Origin of the sequence: Campylobacter ornithocola (assembly GCF_013201605.1) — a bacterium.
Lineage (GTDB): Bacteria > Campylobacterota > Campylobacteria > Campylobacterales > Campylobacteraceae > Campylobacter_D > Campylobacter_D ornithocola.
In genome coordinates this window covers 232,931-255,245 of record NZ_CP053848.1, presented here as the reverse complement: position 1 = coordinate 255,245, position 22,315 = coordinate 232,931, and the positions used below count along the sequence as shown (strand labels likewise).

At 29.0% G+C, this 22,315-nt stretch carries 25 protein-coding genes; 14 read left to right on the top strand and 11 right to left on the bottom strand.

What is annotated here, in order from left to right:
• Positions 1-58: 58 nt before the first annotated feature.
• Positions 59-529 (bottom strand): ankyrin repeat domain-containing protein, encoded by a 471-nt coding sequence (locus CORN_RS01410; protein ID WP_066007315.1) that lies wholly within the window; start codon positions 527-529, stop codon positions 59-61.
• A 52-nt stretch (positions 530-581) separates the two neighbouring features.
• Entirely contained in the window at positions 582-2,006 is a 1,425-nt protein-coding gene (locus CORN_RS01405) for a catalase (protein WP_066007317.1), read from the bottom strand.
• 242 nt (positions 2,007-2,248) lie between these two features.
• Between CORN_RS01405 and CORN_RS01400 the strand changes: the two genes are divergently transcribed.
• The 3 genes from CORN_RS01400 (at position 2,249) to acpS (ending at position 3,856) form a co-directional block, all read left to right on the top strand.
• Entirely contained in the window at positions 2,249-2,887 is a 639-nt protein-coding gene (locus tag CORN_RS01400; RefSeq protein ID WP_066007318.1) for a helix-turn-helix transcriptional regulator, read from the top strand.
• Positions 2,888-2,954: 67 nt separating this feature from the next.
• On the top strand, positions 2,955-3,500 hold the full coding sequence (gene fliL, locus CORN_RS01395; protein WP_066007321.1) for a flagellar basal body-associated protein FliL: 546 nt from the start codon (positions 2,955-2,957) through the stop codon (positions 3,498-3,500).
• On the top strand, positions 3,500-3,856 hold the full coding sequence (gene acpS / locus CORN_RS01390) for a holo-ACP synthase (protein ID WP_066007323.1): 357 nt from the start codon (positions 3,500-3,502) through the stop codon (positions 3,854-3,856). The genes fliL and acpS overlap by 1 nt, the downstream gene beginning before the upstream one ends.
• A gap of 7 nt (positions 3,857-3,863) precedes the next feature.
• On the opposite strand, the gene fabG is transcribed toward acpS, so the two are convergent.
• Positions 3,864-4,607 carry a 3-oxoacyl-ACP reductase FabG gene (gene fabG, locus CORN_RS01385; protein WP_066007325.1) on the bottom strand — a complete coding sequence of 248 codons (744 nt, stop codon included), beginning with the start codon at positions 4,605-4,607 and terminating at the stop codon, positions 3,864-3,866.
• 14 nt (positions 4,608-4,621) lie between these two features.
• Positions 4,622-6,100: a 2,3-bisphosphoglycerate-independent phosphoglycerate mutase gene (gene gpmI, locus CORN_RS01380; protein ID WP_066007329.1), complete on the bottom strand. Its 1,479-nt coding sequence runs from the start codon at positions 6,098-6,100 to the stop codon at positions 4,622-4,624.
• A 79-nt stretch (positions 6,101-6,179) separates the two neighbouring features.
• Here gpmI and mraY point away from each other — a divergent pair, with 79 nt between their 5' ends.
• Positions 6,180-7,238, top strand: coding sequence for a phospho-N-acetylmuramoyl-pentapeptide-transferase (gene mraY, locus CORN_RS01375; RefSeq protein WP_066007331.1), 1,059 nt, complete (start codon positions 6,180-6,182; stop codon positions 7,236-7,238).
• Positions 7,238-8,437, top strand: a complete 1,200-nt coding sequence (gene murD / locus CORN_RS01370; protein ID WP_066007333.1) for a UDP-N-acetylmuramoyl-L-alanine--D-glutamate ligase — start codon at positions 7,238-7,240, stop codon at positions 8,435-8,437. Before mraY ends, murD begins: the two co-directional genes overlap by 1 nt.
• Here murD and CORN_RS01365 read toward each other — a convergent pair.
• Positions 8,429-9,292: a LysR family transcriptional regulator gene (locus tag CORN_RS01365; RefSeq protein ID WP_066007335.1), complete on the bottom strand. Its 864-nt coding sequence runs from the start codon at positions 9,290-9,292 to the stop codon at positions 8,429-8,431. The two genes, murD and CORN_RS01365, sit on opposite strands and share 9 nt — an antisense overlap.
• A gap of 111 nt (positions 9,293-9,403) precedes the next feature.
• On the opposite strand from CORN_RS01365, the gene CORN_RS01360 reads away from it, so the two are divergent.
• A complete protein-coding gene (locus CORN_RS01360) occupies positions 9,404-10,441 on the top strand; it encodes a YeiH family protein (RefSeq protein ID WP_066007337.1) in 1,038 nt (345 codons plus the stop codon).
• 124 nt (positions 10,442-10,565) lie between these two features.
• Positions 10,566-11,168 carry a BspA family leucine-rich repeat surface protein gene (locus CORN_RS01355; protein WP_066007339.1) on the top strand — a complete coding sequence of 201 codons (603 nt, stop codon included), beginning with the start codon at positions 10,566-10,568 and terminating at the stop codon, positions 11,166-11,168.
• An 8-nt stretch (positions 11,169-11,176) separates the two neighbouring features.
• Here CORN_RS01355 and CORN_RS01350 read toward each other — a convergent pair whose 3' ends face one another.
• The 3 genes from CORN_RS01350 to prfB form a co-directional block, all read right to left on the bottom strand.
• Complete coding sequence (locus CORN_RS01350; protein WP_209435471.1) at positions 11,177-11,758, bottom strand: potassium channel family protein; 582 nt, start codon at positions 11,756-11,758, stop codon at positions 11,177-11,179.
• A 110-nt stretch (positions 11,759-11,868) separates the two neighbouring features.
• Positions 11,869-12,705, bottom strand: a complete 837-nt coding sequence (locus CORN_RS01345; protein ID WP_066007343.1) for a universal stress protein — start codon at positions 12,703-12,705, stop codon at positions 11,869-11,871.
• A gap of 21 nt (positions 12,706-12,726) precedes the next feature.
• On the bottom strand, positions 12,727-13,827 hold the full coding sequence (prfB, locus tag CORN_RS01340; protein ID WP_066007345.1) for a peptide chain release factor 2: 1,101 nt from the start codon (positions 13,825-13,827) through the stop codon (positions 12,727-12,729).
• A 78-nt stretch (positions 13,828-13,905) separates the two neighbouring features.
• On the opposite strand from prfB, the gene rimO reads away from it, so the two are divergent.
• Together rimO and tilS are read left to right on the top strand one after the other, a co-directional pair.
• Complete coding sequence (gene rimO / locus CORN_RS01335; protein ID WP_066007347.1) at positions 13,906-15,222, top strand: 30S ribosomal protein S12 methylthiotransferase RimO; 1,317 nt, start codon at positions 13,906-13,908, stop codon at positions 15,220-15,222.
• Entirely contained in the window at positions 15,212-16,174 is a 963-nt protein-coding gene (gene tilS, locus CORN_RS01330; protein ID WP_167348856.1) for a tRNA lysidine(34) synthetase TilS, read from the top strand. The genes rimO and tilS overlap by 11 nt, the downstream gene beginning before the upstream one ends.
• On the opposite strand, the gene CORN_RS01325 is transcribed toward tilS, so the two are convergent.
• The 3 genes from CORN_RS01325 to CORN_RS01315 are packed head-to-tail and all read right to left on the bottom strand — an operon-like array spanning position 16,155 to position 18,772.
• Positions 16,155-17,522 (bottom strand): phosphomannomutase/phosphoglucomutase, encoded by a 1,368-nt coding sequence (locus CORN_RS01325; protein ID WP_066007349.1) that lies wholly within the window; start codon positions 17,520-17,522, stop codon positions 16,155-16,157. The two genes, tilS and CORN_RS01325, sit on opposite strands and share 20 nt — an antisense overlap.
• A gap of 1 nt (position 17,523) precedes the next feature.
• On the bottom strand, positions 17,524-18,522 hold the full coding sequence (locus CORN_RS01320; RefSeq protein WP_066007351.1) for a diguanylate cyclase domain-containing protein: 999 nt from the start codon (positions 18,520-18,522) through the stop codon (positions 17,524-17,526).
• A 52-nt stretch (positions 18,523-18,574) separates the two neighbouring features.
• Positions 18,575-18,772, bottom strand: coding sequence for a hypothetical protein (locus CORN_RS01315; RefSeq protein ID WP_039627892.1), 198 nt, complete (start codon positions 18,770-18,772; stop codon positions 18,575-18,577).
• Between the two features lie 190 nt (positions 18,773-18,962).
• Between CORN_RS01315 and CORN_RS01310 the strand changes: the two genes are divergently transcribed.
• From CORN_RS01310 to CORN_RS01290, 5 genes are read left to right on the top strand one after another with little or no spacing between them, the layout of a single operon-like run.
• The gene (locus CORN_RS01310) at positions 18,963-19,205 is read left to right on the top strand and encodes a superinfection immunity protein (protein WP_245162280.1); all 243 of its coding nucleotides are present in this window, start codon (positions 18,963-18,965) and stop codon (positions 19,203-19,205) included.
• Positions 19,198-19,812 carry a toxin-antitoxin system YwqK family antitoxin gene (locus tag CORN_RS01305; protein WP_066007353.1) on the top strand — a complete coding sequence of 205 codons (615 nt, stop codon included), beginning with the start codon at positions 19,198-19,200 and terminating at the stop codon, positions 19,810-19,812. The genes CORN_RS01310 and CORN_RS01305 overlap by 8 nt, the downstream gene beginning before the upstream one ends.
• Positions 19,813-19,826: 14 nt before the next feature.
• A complete protein-coding gene (locus tag CORN_RS01300; protein WP_066007355.1) occupies positions 19,827-20,345 on the top strand; it encodes a hypothetical protein in 519 nt (172 codons plus the stop codon).
• 44 nt (positions 20,346-20,389) lie between these two features.
• Complete coding sequence (locus CORN_RS01295; RefSeq protein WP_066007358.1) at positions 20,390-21,964, top strand: ABC-F family ATP-binding cassette domain-containing protein; 1,575 nt, start codon at positions 20,390-20,392, stop codon at positions 21,962-21,964.
• A complete protein-coding gene (locus tag CORN_RS01290; RefSeq protein WP_066007359.1) occupies positions 21,961-22,293 on the top strand; it encodes a hypothetical protein in 333 nt (110 codons plus the stop codon). The genes CORN_RS01295 and CORN_RS01290 overlap by 4 nt, the downstream gene beginning before the upstream one ends.
• The last annotated feature ends 22 nt before the right edge of the window (positions 22,294-22,315 follow it).

Below are 22,315 nucleotides of genomic sequence, written 5' to 3'. Positions count from 1 at the left end.
TTATCCTTCTATTTACAAATAAAAGGGTAATTTTATAATTTTTATTTTTTCAAAGAGTTTAACTTTTATTTCTTTTAAAAATTTTTAATATACCAAAAGCTATTTTTTTAAGAAAACTTTTTTTAGAATGCTTTGTTAAAAACTCTACTATATCTCTATGTCCAAACATTAGTGCAAAAGTAAAAGGTGTCATACCAAGACCATTATTTTCATCAATATTTGCTCCATATTCTACTAAAAGCTTACACATAGGTAAATACCCTTTAAAACACACCCCTGCTAATGGAGTTTGTCCTCTATCGTTTTTCTCATCTACCCTAGCATTATTTTCTAGTAAAAACTTAGCACATTCATAAGCATTATGATAACTTGCAAGCATTAAAAGACTATCGCCTTTATGATTTTTTAAATTCACACTCAAACCTGCTTCTATCATAATCTTCAAATTTTGTAAATCATTTTTTCTTGCAAAGTCAAAAGCCATAGTGCAAAGCTCTTGAATTCTTTTTTCTTCTTCATTGTTAAACATATTTTTCCTTTATAATCTTTAGTTTGCCACTTTTAAAAGTGGCAAGTAAAAATTACATTTTTAAAGCTTTTTTAATACCATTTGCATATTCACTTGAAATTTTTTCAAAATGACTTAATGCTCTAGCAATAATTTTTTCATCAACCCCACTCATAGAAGCAGCGATATTTTTAAATAACTGCTCTTTTTGATCTTGATTCATTATATTAAATAAAGCTCTTGGTTGGGTGTAAAAATCATCATCAAGTGGAGCATATCTTTGCACACTACCTTCAAGTGATAAGTCAGGCTCAAGATAGCTTTTATCTTCTTTTGGACTATCATCATAACTATTTGGCTCATAATAAGCTGGACCATTTTTATAGGTATCAAAATTCATAGCTCCTGCTACATTATAAGTATTTACTTCACTTTTTGCACGATTAACTGGCAATAAATGATAATTTGTTCCTATACGATATCTTTGTGCATCAGGATAAGAAAAAATTCTAGCTTGAAGCATTTTATCAGGACTAAAACCAATACCAGGAACAATATTGCTTGGGCTAAATGCAGCTTGTTCCACTTCATTAAAGTAATTTTGTACATTTTTATTAAGCACTAATTCACCTACTTCAATTAAAGGTACAATACTATGTGGCCAAACTTTAGTTAAATCAAAAGGATTAAAACCTAGCTTTTCTACTTCATCTTCTTTTAAAACTTGAATTTGGAAAGTCCATTTTGGAAAATCTCCTTTTTCAATAGCTTCATATAAATCTCTTTGATGACTTTCTCTATCATTTGCTATTAAATTTGCTGCTTCTTCATTAGTTAAATTTTTAATGCCTTGTCTTGTTTTAAAATGAAATTTTACCCAAAATCTTTCATTTTTATCATTAATCAAACTATAGGTATGGCTTCCAAAGCCATGCATATGACGATAACTTGCAGGAATTCCTCTATCGCTCATTAAAATGGTCACTTGATGTAGGCTTTCAGGGCATAAAGTCCAAAAATCCCATGCAGCATTATTATTTCTTAAATGATTTCTTGGATCTCTTTTTTGAGTATGGATAAAATCAGGAAATTTATATGCATCTCTTATAAAAAATGTCGGAGTATTATTACCTACTAAATCCCAATTTCCTTCTTTAGTATAAAATTTAATTGCAAAACCTCTAACATCTCTTTCTGCATCAGCTGCACCTGCTTCACCTGCAACAGTTGAAAATCTTATAAATAAAGGTGTATTTTCTCCAAGTTGTAAAACTTTTGCTTTGGTATACTTAGATATATCTTTGGTTATCCTAAGTTCTCCATAAGCGCCACTTCCTTTTGCATGCACTGCTCTTTCTGGAATTCTTTCTCTATTTTGATGAGCAAGTTTTTCAAGTAAAATATAATCTTGCATCAAAAGCGGTCCTTTAGCACCTATACTTAGCGAATTTTGATTATCAGCTACGATATTTCCAAAATCATTAGTTAATTTTTTCACTATATCTCCTTTTTTTAAATAATAATTTTTATTATTTGATAAATTATATCCATATATTGTTAAAATAAAATTAAACGATAAAAATTATCATTATTTAAAAATGACTATATTTTTATTATTTTTTAAATATAATATTTTTTTAAGCAAAATTATTTTTGTTTTGTATTAAAATTGTTAAAAAATAAGAATAAACATTCTTATTTTGAATATTTTTACTACAAAACCAATAAAAAGGATATCCTATGGACAAGGAGACAAGAACTTATTATATTAAATTAGTAAAATTTCTTGCAGATACTTTAGGAAGAAATTATGAAATAGTCTTACATGATGTCAGTGAAGATGGAGCAAATATAGCAGAAATTGCTAATAATCATATTAGCAAAAGAACTATAAATTCACCTCTAACTGGTTTTGCCATAGAAATGATTCAAAACAAAATCTATTTAGAGCGTGATTACATAACACATTATAAAACTTCAACTAAAAACTTACAAGTAATGTCAGGCTCTACCTTTTTTATCAAAAAAGATGAAAAACTTGAAGGTTTACTTTGCATCAATCATGATACTTCGGCATTTAAAAAGATTTCTGATGAAATTTTAAATCTTGGAAATATTTATGATAATTCTTATGAAAATCCTGAACAAGAAAGTAAAGAATATATAAAACTTAATTTGGAAGAAATTATTGAAGATATTTCAGGTATGAGCATAGAAAATTTTAAAAATAAAAGTCTAAAACCAAAAGAAAAACAAAAAATGATAGCTAGTTTATATGAAAAAGGTATATTTAATGTAAAAGGTGTCATCCCTAAAGTTGCTGAACTTTTAAGTATTTCTGAGCCTAGTGTTTATAGACATTTACAAAAGATTAAATAATCATAATTTTAAAAAAATATAATTTTTGATACAATAATACTTTAAAAAATTTTATAAAAGGAAAAATATGGCTGAAGATATGATGGATGAACAGACCGAATCAAAGAAAAAAGGTGGCAATACTTTAGTAATTATTATCGTTGTATTTTTATTTGTATTTTTACTTGTGATTGTAGGAGCAATTGCCTATTTAATGTTCAGTGGAAACTCAGAAGAAAACCCAACACCACAAACTGAAGAAAATACACAAGTTGCACAAACCCCTAAAAAAACAAATGCAGTAGCAGCTAGAGGAAGTGATTATGCAAATATCGGCGTTATGTATCCTTTAGCACCTTTTACATTGAATTTATTAAGTGATGGTGGATCAAGATATGTAAAATGTACTATACAACTTGAACAAAATGTTGAAACTCTAACCCCTGAGCTTGATAAAAAAGTTGCTATTATTAGAGATATAATCATTAGGACTTTAACTTCAAAAACCTTTGAAGAGGTAAGCACTACAAAAGGCAAAGAAAGATTAAAAGATGAATTAACCGGTAAAATCAATGAGGTTTTAACCGATGGTTTTATTAAAAATATTTATTTTACTGACTTTGTAGTATCTTAATGATAGGCTGTGACATAGTCGTATGCTCTCGCATAGAAAAAATTTACAAAAGACACAAAGCACTTTTCTTGGATAAATTTTTATCCAAGCAAGAGCAAAGCTACATAAAAAACACCAACACCCTAGCAGGATTTTGGGCTATTAAAGAAGCTGCTTCTAAAGCTTTAGGAGTTGGAATTTCTAAAGAATGTTCTTTTTTTGACATCATCATCTCTAAAGATGATAAAAATGCTCCACACATTAATTTTTCTCAAAAAGTTATACAAGAATTTAAAATTAAATCAGTAAGTGTAAGTATAGCGCATGATGGGGGTTTTGCTATAGCAGTAGTGGCTATAGAAACAAAGCAAGGTTAAACCTTGCTTACATATAAAGCCCACCATTAACTTTTAAAATTTCTCCTGTGATATAGGAAGAATGATCGCTTAATAAAAACGCCACAGCTTGAGCTACCTCACTTGCATCAGCAAAGCGTTTTAAAGGTATATTGTTAATATAATTTTGTTTAATTTCATCACTTAAAACTTCAGTCATATCACTTTTTATAAAACCTGGAGTAATACAATTATATCTTATATTTCTTGTTGCACCTTCTTTAGCAAAAGATTTGGTTAATGCTATCATACCACCTTTGCTAGCACTATAATTAGTTTGACCTGCATTACCCATTTCTCCAACTATGGAAGCGATATTTACAACTGCACCAAAACGCTTTTTGCTCATTGTTTTCAACGCTTCCCTGCAACCTAAGAAACTTGAATTTAAATTAGCATTAATCACTGAAGAAAAATCATCCATACTCATTCTAAGTGCTAATTTATCATTTGTAATACCTGCATTATTAACCAAATAACTAAGTTCACCATCACTTTCTACTATAGTTGCAATAGCGCTTGTAAATTCTTCTTCAACGCTTGCATCAAATTTAATCACAGCTGCAGTGCCACCACTTTTTTCTATCTCTTCTTTTAACGCATCAGCAAGTTCAGGTTTACTTCTATAATTAATCCAAACTTTTAAACCATGACTTGCTAATTCTTTAGCTATTGCTGCACCTATACCTTTACTTGCACCTGTTATTAAAACATTTTTTCCACTAAATTTCATTGTTCTCCTTTAAATTAAAATAAAGCCTCATCCATTTCTTTTGGAATAGGTAAGTTTAAAATTTTAAGCACGCTCGGTGCTATATTACTAAGTCCCATACCTTCTTTAAGCTTTTCTACTCCTTTAGCTTCTACAAAAGCAAAAACATCAAAGGTTGTGTGATTAGTGAGCATATTTTCATTTTCATCCCTCATTGCTTCACAATTTCCATGATCTGAAGTAATAATAAAAGCATAATCATGCTCTCTTGCTTTAGCAATAACCCTACCCAAGCACTCATCCACACATTCAACCGCACTAACTGCAGCTTCAAAATCACCCGTATGTCCTACCATATCACCATTTGCAAAATTTACTACGATAAAATCCATACCATTTTCTATACCCTTAATCACTTCATCTGCGACTTCTTTAGCACTCATTTGCGGCTTTTCATCGTATGTTTTTACCTTAGGACTTGGGATTAAAACTCTTGTTTCATTACACTCTAATTCTTCTTTCCCCCCATTAAAGAAAAAGGTTACATGAGCGTATTTTTCTGTTTCAGCTGTGTGAAGTTGGCTTAAATTTGCATTAGCTATCACAGAAGCTAAGGTATTATTTAATTCTTCTTTTTCAAACATCACAGGCAGTTTAAAACTCTCATCATACAAACTCATAGTAATGGCGTTTTTTATAAGCACTTCTTTTGGAAATTCATTAAAACTTTCTTGGGTTAAAGAAGCGACTAATTGACGCATTCTATCGTTTCTAAAATTGATAAAAATCACACCATCTTCAGCCTTAATCCCATCAAAGTTTTGACTAATAACTGGAGTTAAAAACTCATCTGTAATATTTTCATCATAGTTTTTTTGTATAAATTGCACAAAATCATCACACCTTGGTGCCTTAGCAAATAAAGCATCATAATAAGACTTAACCCTGTCATAACGCTTATCTCTATCCATAGCATAAAATCTTCCCGATAAAGAAGCAAAACCAACCCCTTCTTTTTCGCAAAATTCTTGTAAAAATTTTATAAATTCTAAACCTGAATTTGGAGGACAATCCCTACCATCACTAATTGCATGCGCAAAGACTTCTTTATTTTCTTGCTTACAAATTTTTAAAAGCGCATTAAAATGCGTATGCATAGAATGCACCCCGCCATCACTATAAAGCCCTATAATATGCACTCTTTTGCATTTTTGTAATAAATCTTTTAAAGCCTTATTATCTTTTAAAGTGTCATTTTCTATGGCTTTATTTATCTTAACTAAATTTTGATAAATTATGCGTCCACTACCTATACACATATGTCCTACTTCGCTATTACCCATTTGACCTTCAGGTAGGCCAACTGCCAAGCCACTTGTTTTTATCAAAACATTAGGAGTATTTTTAAAAAGCTTGTCATAAGTTGGCTTTTTAGCATGAAAAAAAGCATTATAATTTGAATTTGTATTATAACCTATACCATCTGTGATTACCAAAATACATTTTTGACTCATTTTTTACTCTTTTTTTATAATTTATTTATATGATTTTACTAAAATTATGTTTTTAAAAAACAAATACAAGGTTAAAATTTTGCTTTATCTTACAGAATATACAAATCACATGTTTTTTTCTTATATTAGCGTGCGTGCTGGTTTTGCATTTTTTATCGCTTTGTTTTTGAGTTTATATTTAATGCCAAAATTTATCAAATGGGCTCAAAACAAAAAAGCAAACCAACCTATTTATGAGTATGCTCCACAATCTCACAAGGCCAAATCTCACACCCCTACCATGGGCGGGCTTGTTTTTATCTTTGCTACTATTGTAGCTAGTGTTTTAAGTGCTGATTTAAACAATAGTTTTATTATAGTTGGATTGCTATGTTTAGTGTTATTTTGCACCATAGGCTTAGTTGATGATTTGGGTAAAATTTTAAAAAAAGACAATCATGCAGGTCTTAGTCCTAAAATGAAACTTTTAGGACAATTTAGTGCTGCTTTTATATGTATTACATTGCTATATTTTTTTAACATAAATACTGAATTTTATTTGCCTTTTTATAAATATGCTGTTTTTGATGGTGGAATATTTATGTTATTTTTATGGGTTTTAGTTATTATTTCAAGTTCCAACGCTGTGAATTTAACCGATGGACTTGATGGTCTTGCAACTGTGCCTTCTATATTTTCTCTTTTAAGTCTTGGTGCTTTTTTATATTTGAGCGGAAATGCTATTTATAGTTCTTATTTATTTTTACCTAAAATTCAAGGCCTAGGAGAACTTGTAGTATTAAGCTCTGCTTTAGTTGGTGCACTAATGGGATTTTTATGGTATAACTGTTATCCCGCACAAGTATTTATGGGAGATAGTGGGAGTTTAAGCATAGGGGCATTTTTAGGCTATCTTGGTATAGTAAGTAAAAATGAAATTTTACTTTTGCTTATAGGTTTTGTATTTGTTTTAGAAACTATTTCAGTGATTTTACAAGTAGGAAGTTTTAAAATCTTTAACAAAAGAGTATTTAAAATGGCACCTATTCATCATCATTTTGAAAAAATAGGCTGGGTGGAAAATAAAATCATCGTGCGTTTTTGGATGATAGCCTTACTTGCAAATATCATTGCATTAATTAGTATAAAGTTAAGATAATGAAAATTTCACTTTTTGGATACGGAAAAACAACCAAAGCTTTTGCGCAGCGTTTTGGAAATTGCGATATTTATGATGATCATTTTACAAGTATAAGTAAAGATGAATTTGGCAATACACTTTTACCACCTTGTAAATTTGATCCTTTAAAAAGTGACTTAGAAATTCCAAGCCCTGGTTTTCCGAATAATCATTTTCTTGTGCAACAAGCAAAAAATTTAAGTAGTGAATACGATTTTTTTTATGATGCTATGCCAAAAAGTGTTTGGATAAGCGGAACAAATGGCAAAACCACCACCACTCAAATGACACATCATCTTTTAAAACACATTAACGCACAAATGGGAGCAAACATAGGAACTCCTTTAGCACAAATGGACGCTAATGCTAAATTATGGATTTTAGAAAGCTCATCTTTTTCACTTTTTTACACCAAAGTAGCTAAACCTGAAATTTATGCACTTTTACCTATCACACCTGATCATCTTTCTTGGCATAAAAGTTTTGAAAATTATGAGCAAGCAAAGCTTAGCGTGCTTGAAAGAATGAATGAAAACGATGTGGTAATTTTACCTAAAAAGTATGAGGCTTATCCAACTCATGCTTATGTTGTAAGCTATGAAGATGAGCAAGATTTAGCTAAAAAAATGCAAATTGATTTAGAAAAAATTCATTTTAAAACCCCATTTTTACTTGATGCACTTATTGCTTTAAGTATAGAAAAAATCATACTAGATCGTTGCTCTTATGAACTTTTAAATGAGTTTAAGATAGAAAAAAACAAGCTTGAAGAAATATTTGATCATAAAAATAGACTTTGGGTAAATGATACTAAAGCAACTAATCTTGATGCTAGTTTAGCTGCTCTTAAACGCTATAAGGATAAAAAAATTCATCTTATCATAGGTGGGGATGATAAGGGAGTGGATTTAAGTGCTTTATTTACTTTTATGAAAGAGCTTAATATAGAACTTTATGCCATAGGAAAAAGCACTAATAAAATGCTTGAATATGCTAAAAATGCTAATTTAAAAGCACATTATTGTGAGTTTTTACCTAAAGCGGTAGAAAAAATCAATCAAAACCTAACTAATGATGAAGTAGCTTTGCTAAGCCCTGCTTGTGCAAGTTTGGATCAATTTAAATCCTACGAAGAAAGAGGTGATGTTTTCAAAGAATGTATTTATAAATTAACTTAAGTCCTTTTTAATACAAACACTTAAGAATTCACATAAATTTTTAAATTTTTTACTTGGCTCCTTGTTTTTATGATAAATCAAACAAAGCTCTCTTGAAATTTTAAAATTTTTCAATCTCACTTGGAATAATTTTTTACTCCTAAGCTCTTCTTTGACGCTAAATTTAGGCAAAACTGCTAAAAAATTACCATTTTTGACTAATTCTTTTATCATGGCTGTTGAATTTAACTCATATACCAAATTAAGCTTTACATTCTTAGGTAAAGCATTTAAAAAAACTTCTTTTGCTCCTGATCCTTGTTCACGACTTAACCATTTAAAATTCTTTAATTCATCTATGAAAAATTCTCTTTTTAAATCGTTTTTACTCACTACAATAAGCTCATCATCACAAATTTTAGTCTTTTTTAAGTCTTTGTCTTTGCAAACTCCTTCAATCAAACCTATATCGATTTCTTTGTCTAAAACAGATTTAATGATATTTTTGGTATTATCCAAAGATAAATTAAGCTTAATATTTTCTGCCTTTTGATCTAAAAAAGATACCAATAAATAAGTACCTACATTTTGACTTACTTTTATGTTTAATTCATAGCTTTGATCATCTTGCATTATTTTTTCTATGCGTTCAAATTCTAAAACTAATGGACCAATTTGCTTTAAAAAAACCTTACCTTTTTCATTTAAACTTAAAAATTTAGCGTTTCTGTCGAATAATTTGGTATTTAAACTTTTTTCAAGCTCAAATATAGCCAAAGATAGGGCAGATTGAGTTATATTTAACTCTTTAGCACAAGCTCTTAAATTTAAATTTCTACACAAAGTTTGAAAATATTTTATTTGTTTGAAAGTCATAAATACTCTTTTTGATAAATATTTTTAATCATTATATCAAATAAAATTAATTTTACTTATCACAAAAAAACTATTAATATTACAAAAAAAATAAAACAAGAAAGGGAAATTATGCATAAAAATATTTATAAAAACAGAAAATTAGAAGCATTTATATTGCTTTTTACTCTTGCTTTTTGTTCTTTTGCTATTTCTGAACTTAGCTTTTTTAAAAATCTTGGAATTTCAGCCTTAATTATAGCTGTAGCTTTAGGAGCTTTGATAGGAAATTTAGCACATCAAAATGCAAATTTACTCAAAAAATCAGGACTTTTAAATATAGCGACAAAAGAAATATTAAGACTTGGAATTATACTTTATGGTTTTAGAATTACCCTTAATGATTTAGAAAAAGTTGGCTTAAATGGAATTTTACTCGCATTTTTAGTAGTATTCTCTACCTTTTTTATAGGACTTTTACTTGGAAAATTGTTTAAACTTGATCTTAAAGAAAGCATACTTATAAGTAGTGGCTCAAGTATTTGTGGAGCAGCTGCTGTGATGGCAAGTGAGAGCATTGTTAAAGGTGGCTCTGCTAAAGTTGGCGTGGCAGTTTGTACTGTGGTGGTTTTTGGAACTTTAGGGATGTTTTTATATCCTTTGGCTTGGAATTTGGGTTGGTTTGATTTTTTTAGTTTAAAGCAAATGGGGTATTTCATGGGAGCAAGCTTGCATGAAGTTGCACATGCTGTTGCAGCAGGTGAAGCTATACAAGCAGGAGATAGTGCTGTCATAGAAAAAATGATGCGTGTTTTAATGCTAGTGCCTTTTTTAATTTTCTTAAGTATTTTTTCATTGAAATTTCTAAGCAAAAATAATGAAAAAATCTCCATTAAAGCAAATATTCCTTATTTTGCCTTATGGTTTTTATTTGCTTGTGGTATTAGCTCACTTGAAATATTAAATACCGATTTTGCACTTAACTATATAAAACCGAGTATACAAACTATAGATACACTTTTACTTTCTATGGCTATGGTAGCTTTGGGGGTGAATATCCATAAAAATGTTTTAAAAAATGCAGGGTTTAAACCATTTTTAATGGCATTGATCTTATTCATATGGTTGATTTTTATATCAATTAGCTTAATTTTACTATTAAATTTATAATATGTTTCGTTATGAAACATATTATAAATATTTTGTATTTTTTATTAATTTATTATTTATATTTTACTACTTTATATTTAAATAGTATTATAATTAAAACGAAAAATTAAATAAAGGAGCTAACATGTTTACGCCTAAAACAAAATGTGAATTAGTTGCTCTTGTTAGAGAAGAGCTTATTGCTTTAAATGAAATAGATGTAAGCTTAATTACTGATATGTCTTATTTATTTTATTATTCCACTAGAGCTGATTTTTCTGGTATAGAACAATGGAATGTATCAAATGTTAAAGATATGTCCTATATGTTTTATTGTTGTAAAAATTTTAATAATGATATTTCTAAATGGAATGTTAGAAATGTTGAAAATATGGAAGGAATGTTTTTTGATTGTGAAGCATTTGATCAAGATTTATCTTCTTGGAATATGTCAAGTGTCAAAGATACAAATTATATGTTTTGCAATTGTCTTAAATTTAACCATAAAGTAGAAAATTGGGATGTTCATAATACTATTACTATGGCACATATGTTTGAAAATTGTAAACAATTTGACCAAGATTTATCAAGATGGGATGTTCACAATGCTAAAACAATGGCATTCTTACTGCACAATTGTACTAATTTTCATCATGATACAAAAAAATTAGATATTGATAAAAACTGCAATACACAAAAAATGCTAGGACATGAAGAAATTCAAAACAAATATAGTATGAAATACTAACAGGTAAGCTACTCTTGCTTACCTGCCTGATTAATCCAAAGCCCCATAGCAATTACAACAATTACTTGACCTAAAAATCCTTGAAATACGCTAAATAATCTTAGTAAAGAACTAACTGGCGTTACATCACCAAAACCTATCGTTAGCATTGTAACCCCACTAAAATAATAACAATCGATTAAACCTTTAATTCTATTTTGAATTTGAGGTTTTAACTCATCGTTTAAAGACCAAAAATTATGAATTCCTCTTATAGGTGTTTGAAATTGAACTTCTATGACTTTTTCTTGTAAATTTACAATATCTAAATTTGCATTTTTTTGAGTAGCAATTAACATTCTATTATAATTATCTACATCACAAGAAAAATAATACAAATTTCCATATGCAAACCATATCAAGACATAAGCATACAAAATAATAAAAAATTTTTCCTTGATATTAATCTTGCTACTAAAAACAGCCCAAATACTAATGAGTAAAAACATCATCAATGCTACAGCTACCATAATAGGAATAATATTTAAAATTAAAAATAAAATTCCAGAAGTAATTTTACCCGTTGCATAAATAGCAAGTTCATCAAACAAAAAACTACAAAATAAAGGCGTAATAGCAAGTAAAGTCCAAATAAAAAGAAATCGCTTGGTGCTTTTATGATAAATGCTAATATAATGATTTAAAAGCTTATGATACAACATTAACGAATTAACAATAAAGGTTTTTTAGCTTTGGTTAAAATATCATTTGTTAAACTACCAAATAAAATACTTTTTAACCAGTGATGAGAATAAGCCCCCATAATCAATAAATCTACATCATTTTGTTCACCAAAATCAAATAAAGCTTGAGTAATCTCTCCATTTAAATGCTGAGTTTGTATATTTAAATTTACTTCTTTAAAAATTTGACTTACTTGAGCTAATAACTCATAAGAAGCTTTTTCATCTTTAGATACATTTACCACATAACGCTTAGCTTCTTTAAAAATAGGCTTTTTAATGGCTTGTTCTATAGCCTTTTTAGCCAAATCACTTCCATCATAAGCCATCATTACACTTTTAATCTCTTTAAATGCAGAATTTACAAGCAAAATAGGCACGTTTAAAGCTCTTACCAATTCTTCTGTATGAATGCCTATTTTATTTTTCTTACCCCCACCTTTTAAACCTGCTATTGCTAATCTTATTTGATTATCATACTCTTTCAAAACATCTTCTAAGTCCCCATCTCTTTGGACACTAAAGCATTCTTTTACACCTTGCTCTTTTGCATAAGCACAAAATTCTTCTAAAATTCTTTGTCCTTTTTTACAAAGATTTTCATTTTTTTGGCTTTGCTCTTCTACCAAATCTTCAATCACACACCCACTAGCTCCTATACCAAAACTACAAGCTAATTCTGCATTAGTAAAATTTGGCTCTATAGTGTATAAAAACATTAAAGGCAAATCTAGTTTTTTAGCTAAATACACTCCATAATACAAGCTATCCTTGCAAGGCTCCAAAACATCCACACAAACTAGAATTTTTTCCATTTACTTCCTTTTTCTGTAGTTTTAATCTTGTGCTTTTTGTGCTATTAAAACACCTTCTATGATCTTTTTAATATCCCCATCTAAGACATTATCAACCTGTGAAAAAGCTTCGTTTGAGCGTGTATCTTTAACTTGCTGATAAGGGAAAAGCACATAAGATCGAATTTGATGCCCCCAACCTATCTCACTTTTTTCACTTGAATTTGCTTCATCCTGTTGTTTCATAAGCTCAAGCTCATAAAGGCGTGATTTTAGCATTTTAAAAGCTGTTGCTTTGTTTTTGTGCTGGCTTCTATCATTTTGACACTGCACTACTATACCACTTGGCATATGAGTTATACGCACTGCTGATTCGGTTTTATTAACATGCTGTCCACCTGCTCCACTTGCTCTATAGTAATCTATTCTTATATCTTTTTCTTCAATTTCTATTTCTATATCATCATCAAGTTCAGGTGAAACCATCACACTAGAAAAACTCGTATGGCGACGCCCTGCACTATCAAAAGGAGAAGTTCTTACAAGACGATGAATGCCATTTTCAGCCTTTAAATACCCATAAGCATTTTCACCTTTTACTAAAAAACTAACATCTTTAAGCCCTGCTTCTTCACCTTCTTGAAAGTCAAGTGTTTCTACTTTAAAACCTTCTCTTTCACAAAATCTCAAATACATCCTATAAAGCATACTAGCCCAGTCATTACTCTCTGTTCCACCCGCTCCTGGGTGAATAGAAACTATAGCATTTTTACCATCATTTTCCCCACTTAAAAGCATAGAAATTTCAAGATTTACGATAAGATCTTCTAGCTTATTTGCATCTTCAAATAAAGCTTCTATGGTATCTAAATCATTTTCACTATTTGCAAGATCAAAAAGCTCGCTTGCATCATTTAATGCATTATTTGCATTTTCATAATTTTTAAGTAAATTTGAAATTTTAGTTTTTTCTTTACCTATAATCCCAGCTTGTTTTACATCACTCCAAAAAGAAGGAGAATTTTCTAAATTTTCTATTTCTTTTAATCTTGCTTTTATATCTTCGGGTTTAATAATAGAAGCGATATTTCCAACTTTGTTTTTTAATTTTTTTAAAAGTTCGCTGTATTCGTAATTATCCATAAAAATTTTCTTTCCAATTTTGATATAATTTAATCTTATAATTTTAGCAAAAAATAAATTATTTAAAAAGTGAGAAATATGCCAAAACTTTTTTTAATGTCGTTAGGTTGTAATAAAAATTTAGTTGATAGTGAAATAATGCTTGGAAGATTAAGTGATTATGAAATTTGTGATGAACCAAGCACAGCTGATGTTTTGATTGTAAATACTTGTGGCTTTATAGATAGTGCCAAAAAAGAAAGCATAAATGCGATTTTAGATTTACATGAGCAAAGAAAAAAAGATTCGTTGTTAGTTGTAACAGGTTGTTTAATGCAACGTTACCGCGAGGAATTAATGAAAGAACTACCTGAAGTTGATCTTTTTACCGGTGTGGGAGATTATGAAAAGATCGATGAAATGATACTTAAAAAAACCAATCTTTTCTCAAATTCTACTTACTTGCAAGATAAAAATACCAATCGCGTGATCACAGGATCAAGCTACCATGCTTTTATCAAAATAGCTGAAGGATGTAATCAAAAATGTTCATTTTGTGCCATACCAAGCTTTAAAGGTAAGCTCAAATCAAGAAGCTTAGAAAGCATTATAAATGAAGTAAAAGAACTTGTTAGTAAAGGTTATAAAGACTTTTCTTTTATCGCTCAAGATACAAGTTCATATTTATTTGATCAAGGCCAAAAAGATGGGCTTTTAAAACTTATTGAAGCTATAGAAAATATCCAAGGTGTAAAGGCTGCTAGAATTTTATATCTGTATCCAACAAGCATTAGTAAAGAAGTGATAGAAAAAATTATTCAGTCAAAAATTTTTGTAAATTATTTTGATATGCCTTTGCAGCACATCAGTGATAATATGCTTAAAATCATGAAACGTGGAGCTAACAAAACTAAACTAATCGAGCTTTTAAATTTAATGAAACAAGCTCCAAATTCATTTTTGCGTACAGGTTTTATAGTAGGACACCCTGGAGAGAGTAATGAGGACTTTGAAGAATTATGTGCCTTTATAAAAGAATTTAGTTTTGATAGAGTTAGCATTTTTGCTTATTCTAAGGAAGAAGATACTGTGGCTTTTGAAATGGAACAAATTCCTAGTAAAATCATCAATGCAAGATTAAAAATCATAGAAAAAATCGTCGATGAATGCATAGAAAAAAGCTTTAATCAGCAAGTTGGCAAAAAGACTTTAGCATTTTGCGAAGGCCAAAGCTCTGAAGGAGAATTTTTCATCGGTGCAAAAGATTTGCGTTGGGATAGAAATATTGATGGAGAAATTCTCATCAATGAATGTGATTGTGGCAATTTAGAAATGGGTAAACTTTATGAGTGTGAAATCACACAAAGTTTAGATAAAAAACTCATAGCAAAAGCTTTAAGAAAGCTTGATGATTGATAGCAAATATTTAAATCATTTAAAGCAAAGGAGAAATCTTTTAGCATTTTCTCATGGGAGTGATTCTAGCGCTTTATTTTTCATACTTTTAGAAAAAAATATAGATTTTGATCTTGCTTTTATAAACTATAAAACTCGCAAAAATAGCGACAAAGAAGAGCAAAGTGCTAAAGAATTAGCCAAGCGTTTTCACAAAAAAATTTACATCAAAACCGCACCCAAAATAACAAAAAATTTCGAAGCTCACGCAAGAATTTTACGTTATGAATTTTTTGAAGAACTTTGCAAAAATTACTCTTATGATAATCTTTTACTAGCTCATCATTTAAATGATAAACTAGAGTGGTTTTTAATGCAATTTTCTAAAGGTGCTGGACTTAGAGAATTGCTTGGTTTTAAAGACATTGAAAAAAGAAAATATTTTACTATCATAAGACCCTTGCTTGAAACTCCAAAAGAAGAAATTTCAAACTACTTAAAAGAAAATAATATCGCTTATTTTCATGATGAAAGTAATGATAATGAAAAATATTTTAGAAATTTTATACGAAAAAATTTTGCTAATGAGTTTTTAAAGCTTTATCCAAATGGAGTAAAAAAGAGCTTTGCTTACTTAGAAAAAAACTTAAAAGAAGAAAATATTTGTGAATTTAAAAATATCTACATTACTCACAAAGACGAAAGCTTAATCGCAAAATGTTTTAAAAAACTTGGAGTACTTTTAAGTGCTAAACAAAGACAAGAAACATTAAAAGGCGATGGAGTGATTTCACATAAAATAGGCATTGTTTATATACAAGAAAAAGTCTTGATTTTTCCTTTTGTAAGTTGTGAAAAAATACCAAAAGAATCTAAAGAAATTTATAGAAAAGCAAAAATTCCTAAACTTTTAAGAGCATATTTATACACAAAAGATATTGATGTAAAAGAGCTTATGCAAGCTCTTTTATGATTTCTTCAAAAAGTTCTTTTACTCTTGCTTCTAAAAAGTCTTTAAATTCAGCACTTGTAGCTTCAGCACGCATGATAAGATATGGGCTTGTATTAGAAGCACGCAAAAGTGCCCAGCCCTCTTTAAAGGTGATTCTAACTCCATCGATTTCATTGCAATCAAGCACATTTTCAAAAGCGTTTGCTTTTACTTTTTCTTTAAATTTTTCTATAATTTGAAATTTATTTTCTTCACTAACTTTAAGCTTAATCTCTTCACTTGCATAAAGTTTTGGCAACTCTTTAACTAATTTTTCTATATCAAAACCATTTACCAAAAGCTCTAAAGTTCTTAAAAATGCATAAACTCCATCATCATAGCCAAAATATCTATCTTTAAAGAAAATATGCCCACTAAGCTCTGCTGCTATGTCAATATTTTGCTCTTTCATCATTTTTTTAATGTTAGAGTGTCCAGTTTTACCCATCATGATAAAACCAAATTTTGCCACCTCATCAAAAAGATTTTTAGAGCATTTTACTTCACCTAAAACTCTAGGATTTTTTATATTTTTAGCAAATAAATAACAAAGCTCATCACCCTTAAACACATAATCTTTACTTACTACCACCAAACGATCTCCATCTCCATCAAAAGCAAAGCCCATTTTTGCATTTTCATTTTCCTTTAACGCAACTTGCAATGCGTGTAAATTTTCAAGCTCTGTTGGATCAGGCGCATGGTTTGGAAAATTTCCATCAGGATTTTCAAATAAAATTTGTGCATTAAGATTTAATTTTTCCACTAAAGGTTTTATAATCACCCCAGTAGCTCCATTTGCGCAATCAATAATGATTTTTTCTTTATAGTCTTTAAGATGTGAAAAATGCTTCACTAAAAAATCTATATATAAGCTTTTGATATCATAATTTTCATATCTTAAATCATCATTGATTTCAAGTTCTAAATACTCTTGCACTTTTAAAGAAAGTTTTTTCAAATCAGCACCAAAAAAACTTTCTTTGTTAATCGTGATTTTAAAGCCATTATATTCTTTTGGATTATGCGAACCTGTTATCATGATGTTTGCATCAAAAATATCATCAAAAAACAAACTAAAATATCCCGTAGGAGTTGGTGCTAAACCTATATTAAAAACTTGCATATTAGCTTTATTTAAACCGCTGATTAAATAGTTGAAAAGTTCATTTGCACTATATCTTGCATCATAACCTACGCTTACTTTCTTACAACCTCTTGATTTCATTTCTAAACCCAAAGCATAACCTATAGCTTTTACACTTTTTTCATTCAACTCGCTTGGATAAAGTCCTCTTATATCATACTCTCTAAAAATCAAATCCAGCATTTTAATCCTTTTGTCTTCTAAGTTCTAATTTTGCTTGTTTTAAACTTTCTTCTATATTTTCATTTTTGCTTGATAAACAAAGTTTAATTTCTAATTTTGCATTTTGGTCTTTAAATTCAAAACTATATTTTTGCATAAAATTTTCAAGCATTTGAAGCTTACTTTGCACAAAGGCCATATTTTCATTTTCAAATACAACTATAAAATAATCCTTATCATCTTTAAAAACCCTAGCATGTAAGGCTTTTTTTAAAATCCTAGCAAATTCATGCATTACAAACTCGCCCATTTTTGAGCTTTTTTGACGATCAATTTCATTGATATTTTTTACTTCTACTAACACCAAATGAAAATTTTCAAGACCTTGTGCATATCTTCTTAAGGCTTTTAAGTTTGGCAAATTGGTTAAAGTATCAAAAAAGGCTATTTTATAAGCTTTATATACTAAAAATCCTATTAAAACTAAAGAAGCAAATTCGTAATAACCCAAATCAACATTATTGTAAAATAAAAACTGCACACTCAAGCCTATATAAGCTAGTAAAAAATGAAAATCATTATTTTTGAAATATGAAAATAATAAAAATACAAATCCTACCCAAAACACAAAAAAACTTAACTCACTAATAGGCTTAAAAAATTGCGTTGAAAGGCCAAAAATTTCACTTGTAATGCTTGCATTAAAATTAGTACTTGTGCTAAGTATTAATGCTACAAAACCCATAAAGACTAAATACACAAATTTAACGAGATTGGTTCTTTCAAAAACAAGCTTGCTATCTTGTAAAAACACAAAAAGCACAAAAGAAAAAGGTAAAAACACCGAGATAAACAAATGCGCTTGATACTCACTTGCTATTAAAGATAAAGCTCTAGCACATAAAATCAACAAAAGTAAGAAAAAAATCTTATTTTGCTTAAAAAAATAAGCTAAAAATAAAGCTAAAAACTCCAAAACAAGACTAAAAGAAGGTAAAAAAGATAATAAAACTAAACTCAATCAAATAACCTTAACTTAAAAATAATTTTAAAAATTATACAACAATTTTGAATTATTTTTTCATTACATATTTTTGTGCATCCTTTGCAATAGATGAAAGTTTTTCATAATGCTCTTTGCTCTCTTTTACAGCTTCTTCAATAGCCAAACCCTGCATAATAACGCGATAAAGATTAGGACGTGTTTTTTGCCAATTACGTAAAGTTTGCACATCAACTCCTAAAAAGCCTGCTATATCTCGTTTTGTCATATTCAAATTCTTCTTTGCAAAAATTAATATTTTTGAGCATACTTGAAAATTATTTAAAAGATAACAGCATAATATTTATTCTTTTTTTTAAAAAAATAAATAAATATTATATTTTTTAAGATTTATTTTATATTTATTTTTTATAATTTTGAAAATAAAATCTAAGTTAAAAATTAAGGAGGAATTGAATGTGAGTGCCGAAGAGATAGGCAATACTACAGCTATTATAATATTTACATTATATATGCTTCCATCAGTAATAGCACTTTGTAGAAAACATAGCAATTGGTTTGCAATTATTGCTTTAAATTTATTACTAGGATGGACTTTAATAGTATGGATTGTTTGTTTAATATGGTCTTTCATAAACAAATCACAGCAAACAATAATTATACAAAATGAAAAAACAATATCAAAGGATAAAAATGAATAAAAAAATTAAAATTGCTTTTATAGCAGGGTTAGCGAGTTTATTTGTAGCATGCGGTGGAGAAAAATTTCCGGGACAACCAAGCGATACGGTTAAAGTAAACCAAAGTCAATATACAAATGGAAATCTTAAAGAAGAAACTCCTTATAATTCTCAATCTAGAATTCATGGAATTAAAAGAACTTTTTTTAGTAATGGACAATTACAAAGTGAAGAAGAATACAAAGATGGTAAAAAAGAAGGTTTTGTAAGACAATATTTTGAAAATGGACAACTCCAACTTGAAGCACAAACTAAAAATAATCAATATGATGGACATTTTAAATATTATTATGATGATGGAAAAATAAACGCTGAGGGAACTTATAAAAATGGAAAATACATCGGTACTTATAAAACATATGCTTCTAATGGGAATATTATTTTAGAGCAAAACTATAACAAAGACGGTAAAAAAGATGGAATTTTTAAAGAGTATAGTCCAGATGGAGCCTTAATTTCAGAAGAAGAATACAAAAATGATTTAAAAAATGGTATTTTTAGAACATATAGAAATGGTGCTATAATAGATGAGCAAAAATTTAAAAATGGAAGATTGATTCAAAAATAATCTAAAGGTTTTTTATGAAAAAAATTCTTTTATTTTTACTTTTTCACACCTTTATTTTTGCAAATTCTTTACCAAGATGTGATGATCCAAAAATCATCACTCTTTTAGACCAGCAATTAAAGAATTTTTATATATCACACTATGATGAAATGTTTAATATAGCTATAAAAGAAAAATTAAATCAAAATGATTTTGAAACAGCTACAATTTTTGAAAAAGATAAGATTGAAGCTTTTAATGAAATTAAAAATTTTGACTTTGGTTTTCAAAATTTTAAATTTATCATTGACAGTAATATTCCAAATATTAGATTTTGTAGTGTTAAAGCTTCTTCACCTTTTTTATTTTCAGCCCTAGCAATAGATGCTAATATGCTAGAATATGTAAAAATAGAAGGAATTTATAGCATAACACAACTAGAATCAGAAATTTATGTTGCAGTTATTACAGGTTTTGCAATAGATGTATTTTATGATTTTCTTGAAGACAATAAAAAACTTTTAAAAGAAATTTCTATGAAAGATTTCAAATAATACTATTATTTGATACAATTTCAAGCAAAAACTTAGGAATATTCATGGTAGAAGTTAAAAATCTCACTATGCGTTTTGCAAACCAACTTTTATTTGAAGATGTAAATTTAAAATTAAATCGCGGTGAAAGATATGGACTTATAGGTGCAAATGGTGCAGGAAAATCAACTTTTTTAAAAATTCTTTCAGGCGAAATAGAATCAAGTAGTGGAGAAATTTGCATAGATCCAAATTTAAAAATAGCTGTTTTAGGTCAAGATCAATTTGCTTTTGAAAACTACACCATCAAAGATGCGGTAATGTGTGCAAATAAAAGATTATACGATGCACTAAAAGAAAAAGAAAAACTTTATATGAGTGAAGAATTTACCGATGAAATCAATGATAGATTAAGCGAGCTTGAAATCATAACAGCAGAAGAAGATCCAAATTATGATTGCGAGCTTAGATGTGAAAAAATTCTTAGCTCTTTGAAAATCAAAGACTTTAACGCTTTAATGAGTACTTTACAAAGTGCAGATAAATTTAAGGTTTTACTAGCTCAAGTGTTATTTTTAGGTGCTGATGTATTATTTTTAGATGAGCCTACAAACAACCTTGACTTAGAAGCTATTTCTTGGCTTGAAAATGAGCTTTTAAGACATGAGGGAACTTTAGTAGTAATTAGCCATGATAGACATTTTTTAAATAAAGTTTGTACAAGAATTTTAGATGTGGATTTTAAACAAATACGCGATTTTGCTGGAAACTATGATGATTGGTACATGGCTTCAACCTTACTTGCCAAACAAGCTGAACTCAAACGCGATAAAACCTTAAAAGAAAGAGAAGAACTAGAAAATTTCATACGCCGTTTTAGTGCTAATGCTTCAAAAGCTAAACAAGCTACAAGTAGAGCTAAAGCTTTAGAAAAACTTGAGCTTGAAGAGATTAAAACTTCAAGCAGGCGTGATCCTAGTATAGTTTTTAGAACTAATAGAGAAATAGGAAATGAAGTTTTAGAATTAAAAGGTATTAGCAAGGCTTATGATAAAACTTTATTTGAAAATTTAGAATTAAAATTAGAAAAAGGTGATAAAATAGCCTTAATCGGTGCAAATGGCGTTGGGAAAAGTACTTTAGCCAAAATCATTGCATCAAAATTAGAACCTGATAATGGTCACATTCATCTTGGTGCTACTATAGAAATGGGATATTTTTCACAAGATACGACAAATTTAATTAATGAAGATTTGAAACTTTATGAATGGCTAATGAGTGAAAAATTCAAAGATTTAGATGAAATTCGCAAATGTCTTGGTAGAATGCTCTTTAGCGGAAGCGATCAAGAAAAAATGGCTTCTAGCTTAAGCGGAGGCGAAAAACATCGCTTAATGCTTTCAAAGTTAATGTTAGAGCGTGGAAATTTCTTGCTTTTAGATGAACCAGATAATCATTTAGATCTTGAAAGTATTATTGCATTAGGTGAAGCTTTGTATAATTTCAAAGGTTGTGTGATATGCATAAGCCACGATAGAGAGCTAATTAGTGCTTTTGCCAATCGTATATGGTTTTTAGAAAATGGGAAATTAACAGATTTCAAAGGAAGTTATGACGAATTTTTAGGAGGTTTAGAATGAATTCGTTTAAGATAAAATACGCAGCTGGTTTTGGACATTTTACTCAAAATCACAGAGGTTTTGGTCCAACTATTTATGTAGAAGAAAGTATTGATTTTCAAAGTGAAAAAGATTATTTTGACTATGTGGAATTTTATGAAAAATTCAGCAAAGAAGATGATACTTATTTTCACATTTCATTTCTAGAAGATCGCCCTTTAAAGCCTCAAGAATTAGAAAGTAGAAATGCTTATAGAAAATTAAGAGATGAGCGTTGCAATAAAGCTAGAGAAGAGTTTATCAAAAACAACGAAATAGAAGCTGAATACCACCCAACTCATGGTGATTAGGGAATGATTTTTGCTTGTTTTT

Bases quoted from the DNA above. Each gene is read 5' to 3' on its own strand.
- CORN_RS01410 (WP_066007315.1), bottom strand. From the start codon at position 529: ATGTTTAACAATGAAGAAGAAAAAAGAATTCAAGAGCTTTGCACTATG.
- CORN_RS01400 (WP_066007318.1), top strand. From the start codon at position 2,249: ATGGACAAGGAGACAAGAACTTATTATATTAAATTAGTAAAATTTCTT.
- fliL (WP_066007321.1), top strand. From the start codon at position 2,955: ATGGCTGAAGATATGATGGATGAACAGACCGAATCAAAGAAAAAAGGT.
- acpS (WP_066007323.1), top strand. From the start codon at position 3,500: ATGATAGGCTGTGACATAGTCGTATGCTCTCGCATAGAAAAAATTTAC.
- fabG (WP_066007325.1), bottom strand. From the start codon at position 4,607: ATGAAATTTAGTGGAAAAAATGTTTTAATAACAGGTGCAAGTAAAGGT.
- gpmI (WP_066007329.1), bottom strand. From the start codon at position 6,100: ATGAGTCAAAAATGTATTTTGGTAATCACAGATGGTATAGGTTATAAT.
- murD (WP_066007333.1), top strand. From the start codon at position 7,238: ATGAAAATTTCACTTTTTGGATACGGAAAAACAACCAAAGCTTTTGCG.
- CORN_RS01365 (WP_066007335.1), bottom strand. From the start codon at position 9,292: ATGACTTTCAAACAAATAAAATATTTTCAAACTTTGTGTAGAAATTTA.
- CORN_RS01360 (WP_066007337.1), top strand. From the start codon at position 9,404: ATGCATAAAAATATTTATAAAAACAGAAAATTAGAAGCATTTATATTG.
- CORN_RS01355 (WP_066007339.1), top strand. From the start codon at position 10,566: ATGTTTACGCCTAAAACAAAATGTGAATTAGTTGCTCTTGTTAGAGAA.
- CORN_RS01345 (WP_066007343.1), bottom strand. From the start codon at position 12,705: ATGGAAAAAATTCTAGTTTGTGTGGATGTTTTGGAGCCTTGCAAGGAT.
- prfB (WP_066007345.1), bottom strand. From the start codon at position 13,827: ATGGATAATTACGAATACAGCGAACTTTTAAAAAAATTAAAAAACAAA.
- rimO (WP_066007347.1), top strand. From the start codon at position 13,906: ATGCCAAAACTTTTTTTAATGTCGTTAGGTTGTAATAAAAATTTAGTT.
- CORN_RS01325 (WP_066007349.1), bottom strand. From the start codon at position 17,522: ATGCTGGATTTGATTTTTAGAGAGTATGATATAAGAGGACTTTATCCA.
- CORN_RS01315 (WP_039627892.1), bottom strand. From the start codon at position 18,772: ATGACAAAACGAGATATAGCAGGCTTTTTAGGAGTTGATGTGCAAACT.
- CORN_RS01305 (WP_066007353.1), top strand. From the start codon at position 19,198: ATGAATAAAAAAATTAAAATTGCTTTTATAGCAGGGTTAGCGAGTTTA.
- CORN_RS01300 (WP_066007355.1), top strand. From the start codon at position 19,827: ATGAAAAAAATTCTTTTATTTTTACTTTTTCACACCTTTATTTTTGCA.
- CORN_RS01295 (WP_066007358.1), top strand. From the start codon at position 20,390: ATGGTAGAAGTTAAAAATCTCACTATGCGTTTTGCAAACCAACTTTTA.
- CORN_RS01290 (WP_066007359.1), top strand. From the start codon at position 21,961: ATGAATTCGTTTAAGATAAAATACGCAGCTGGTTTTGGACATTTTACT.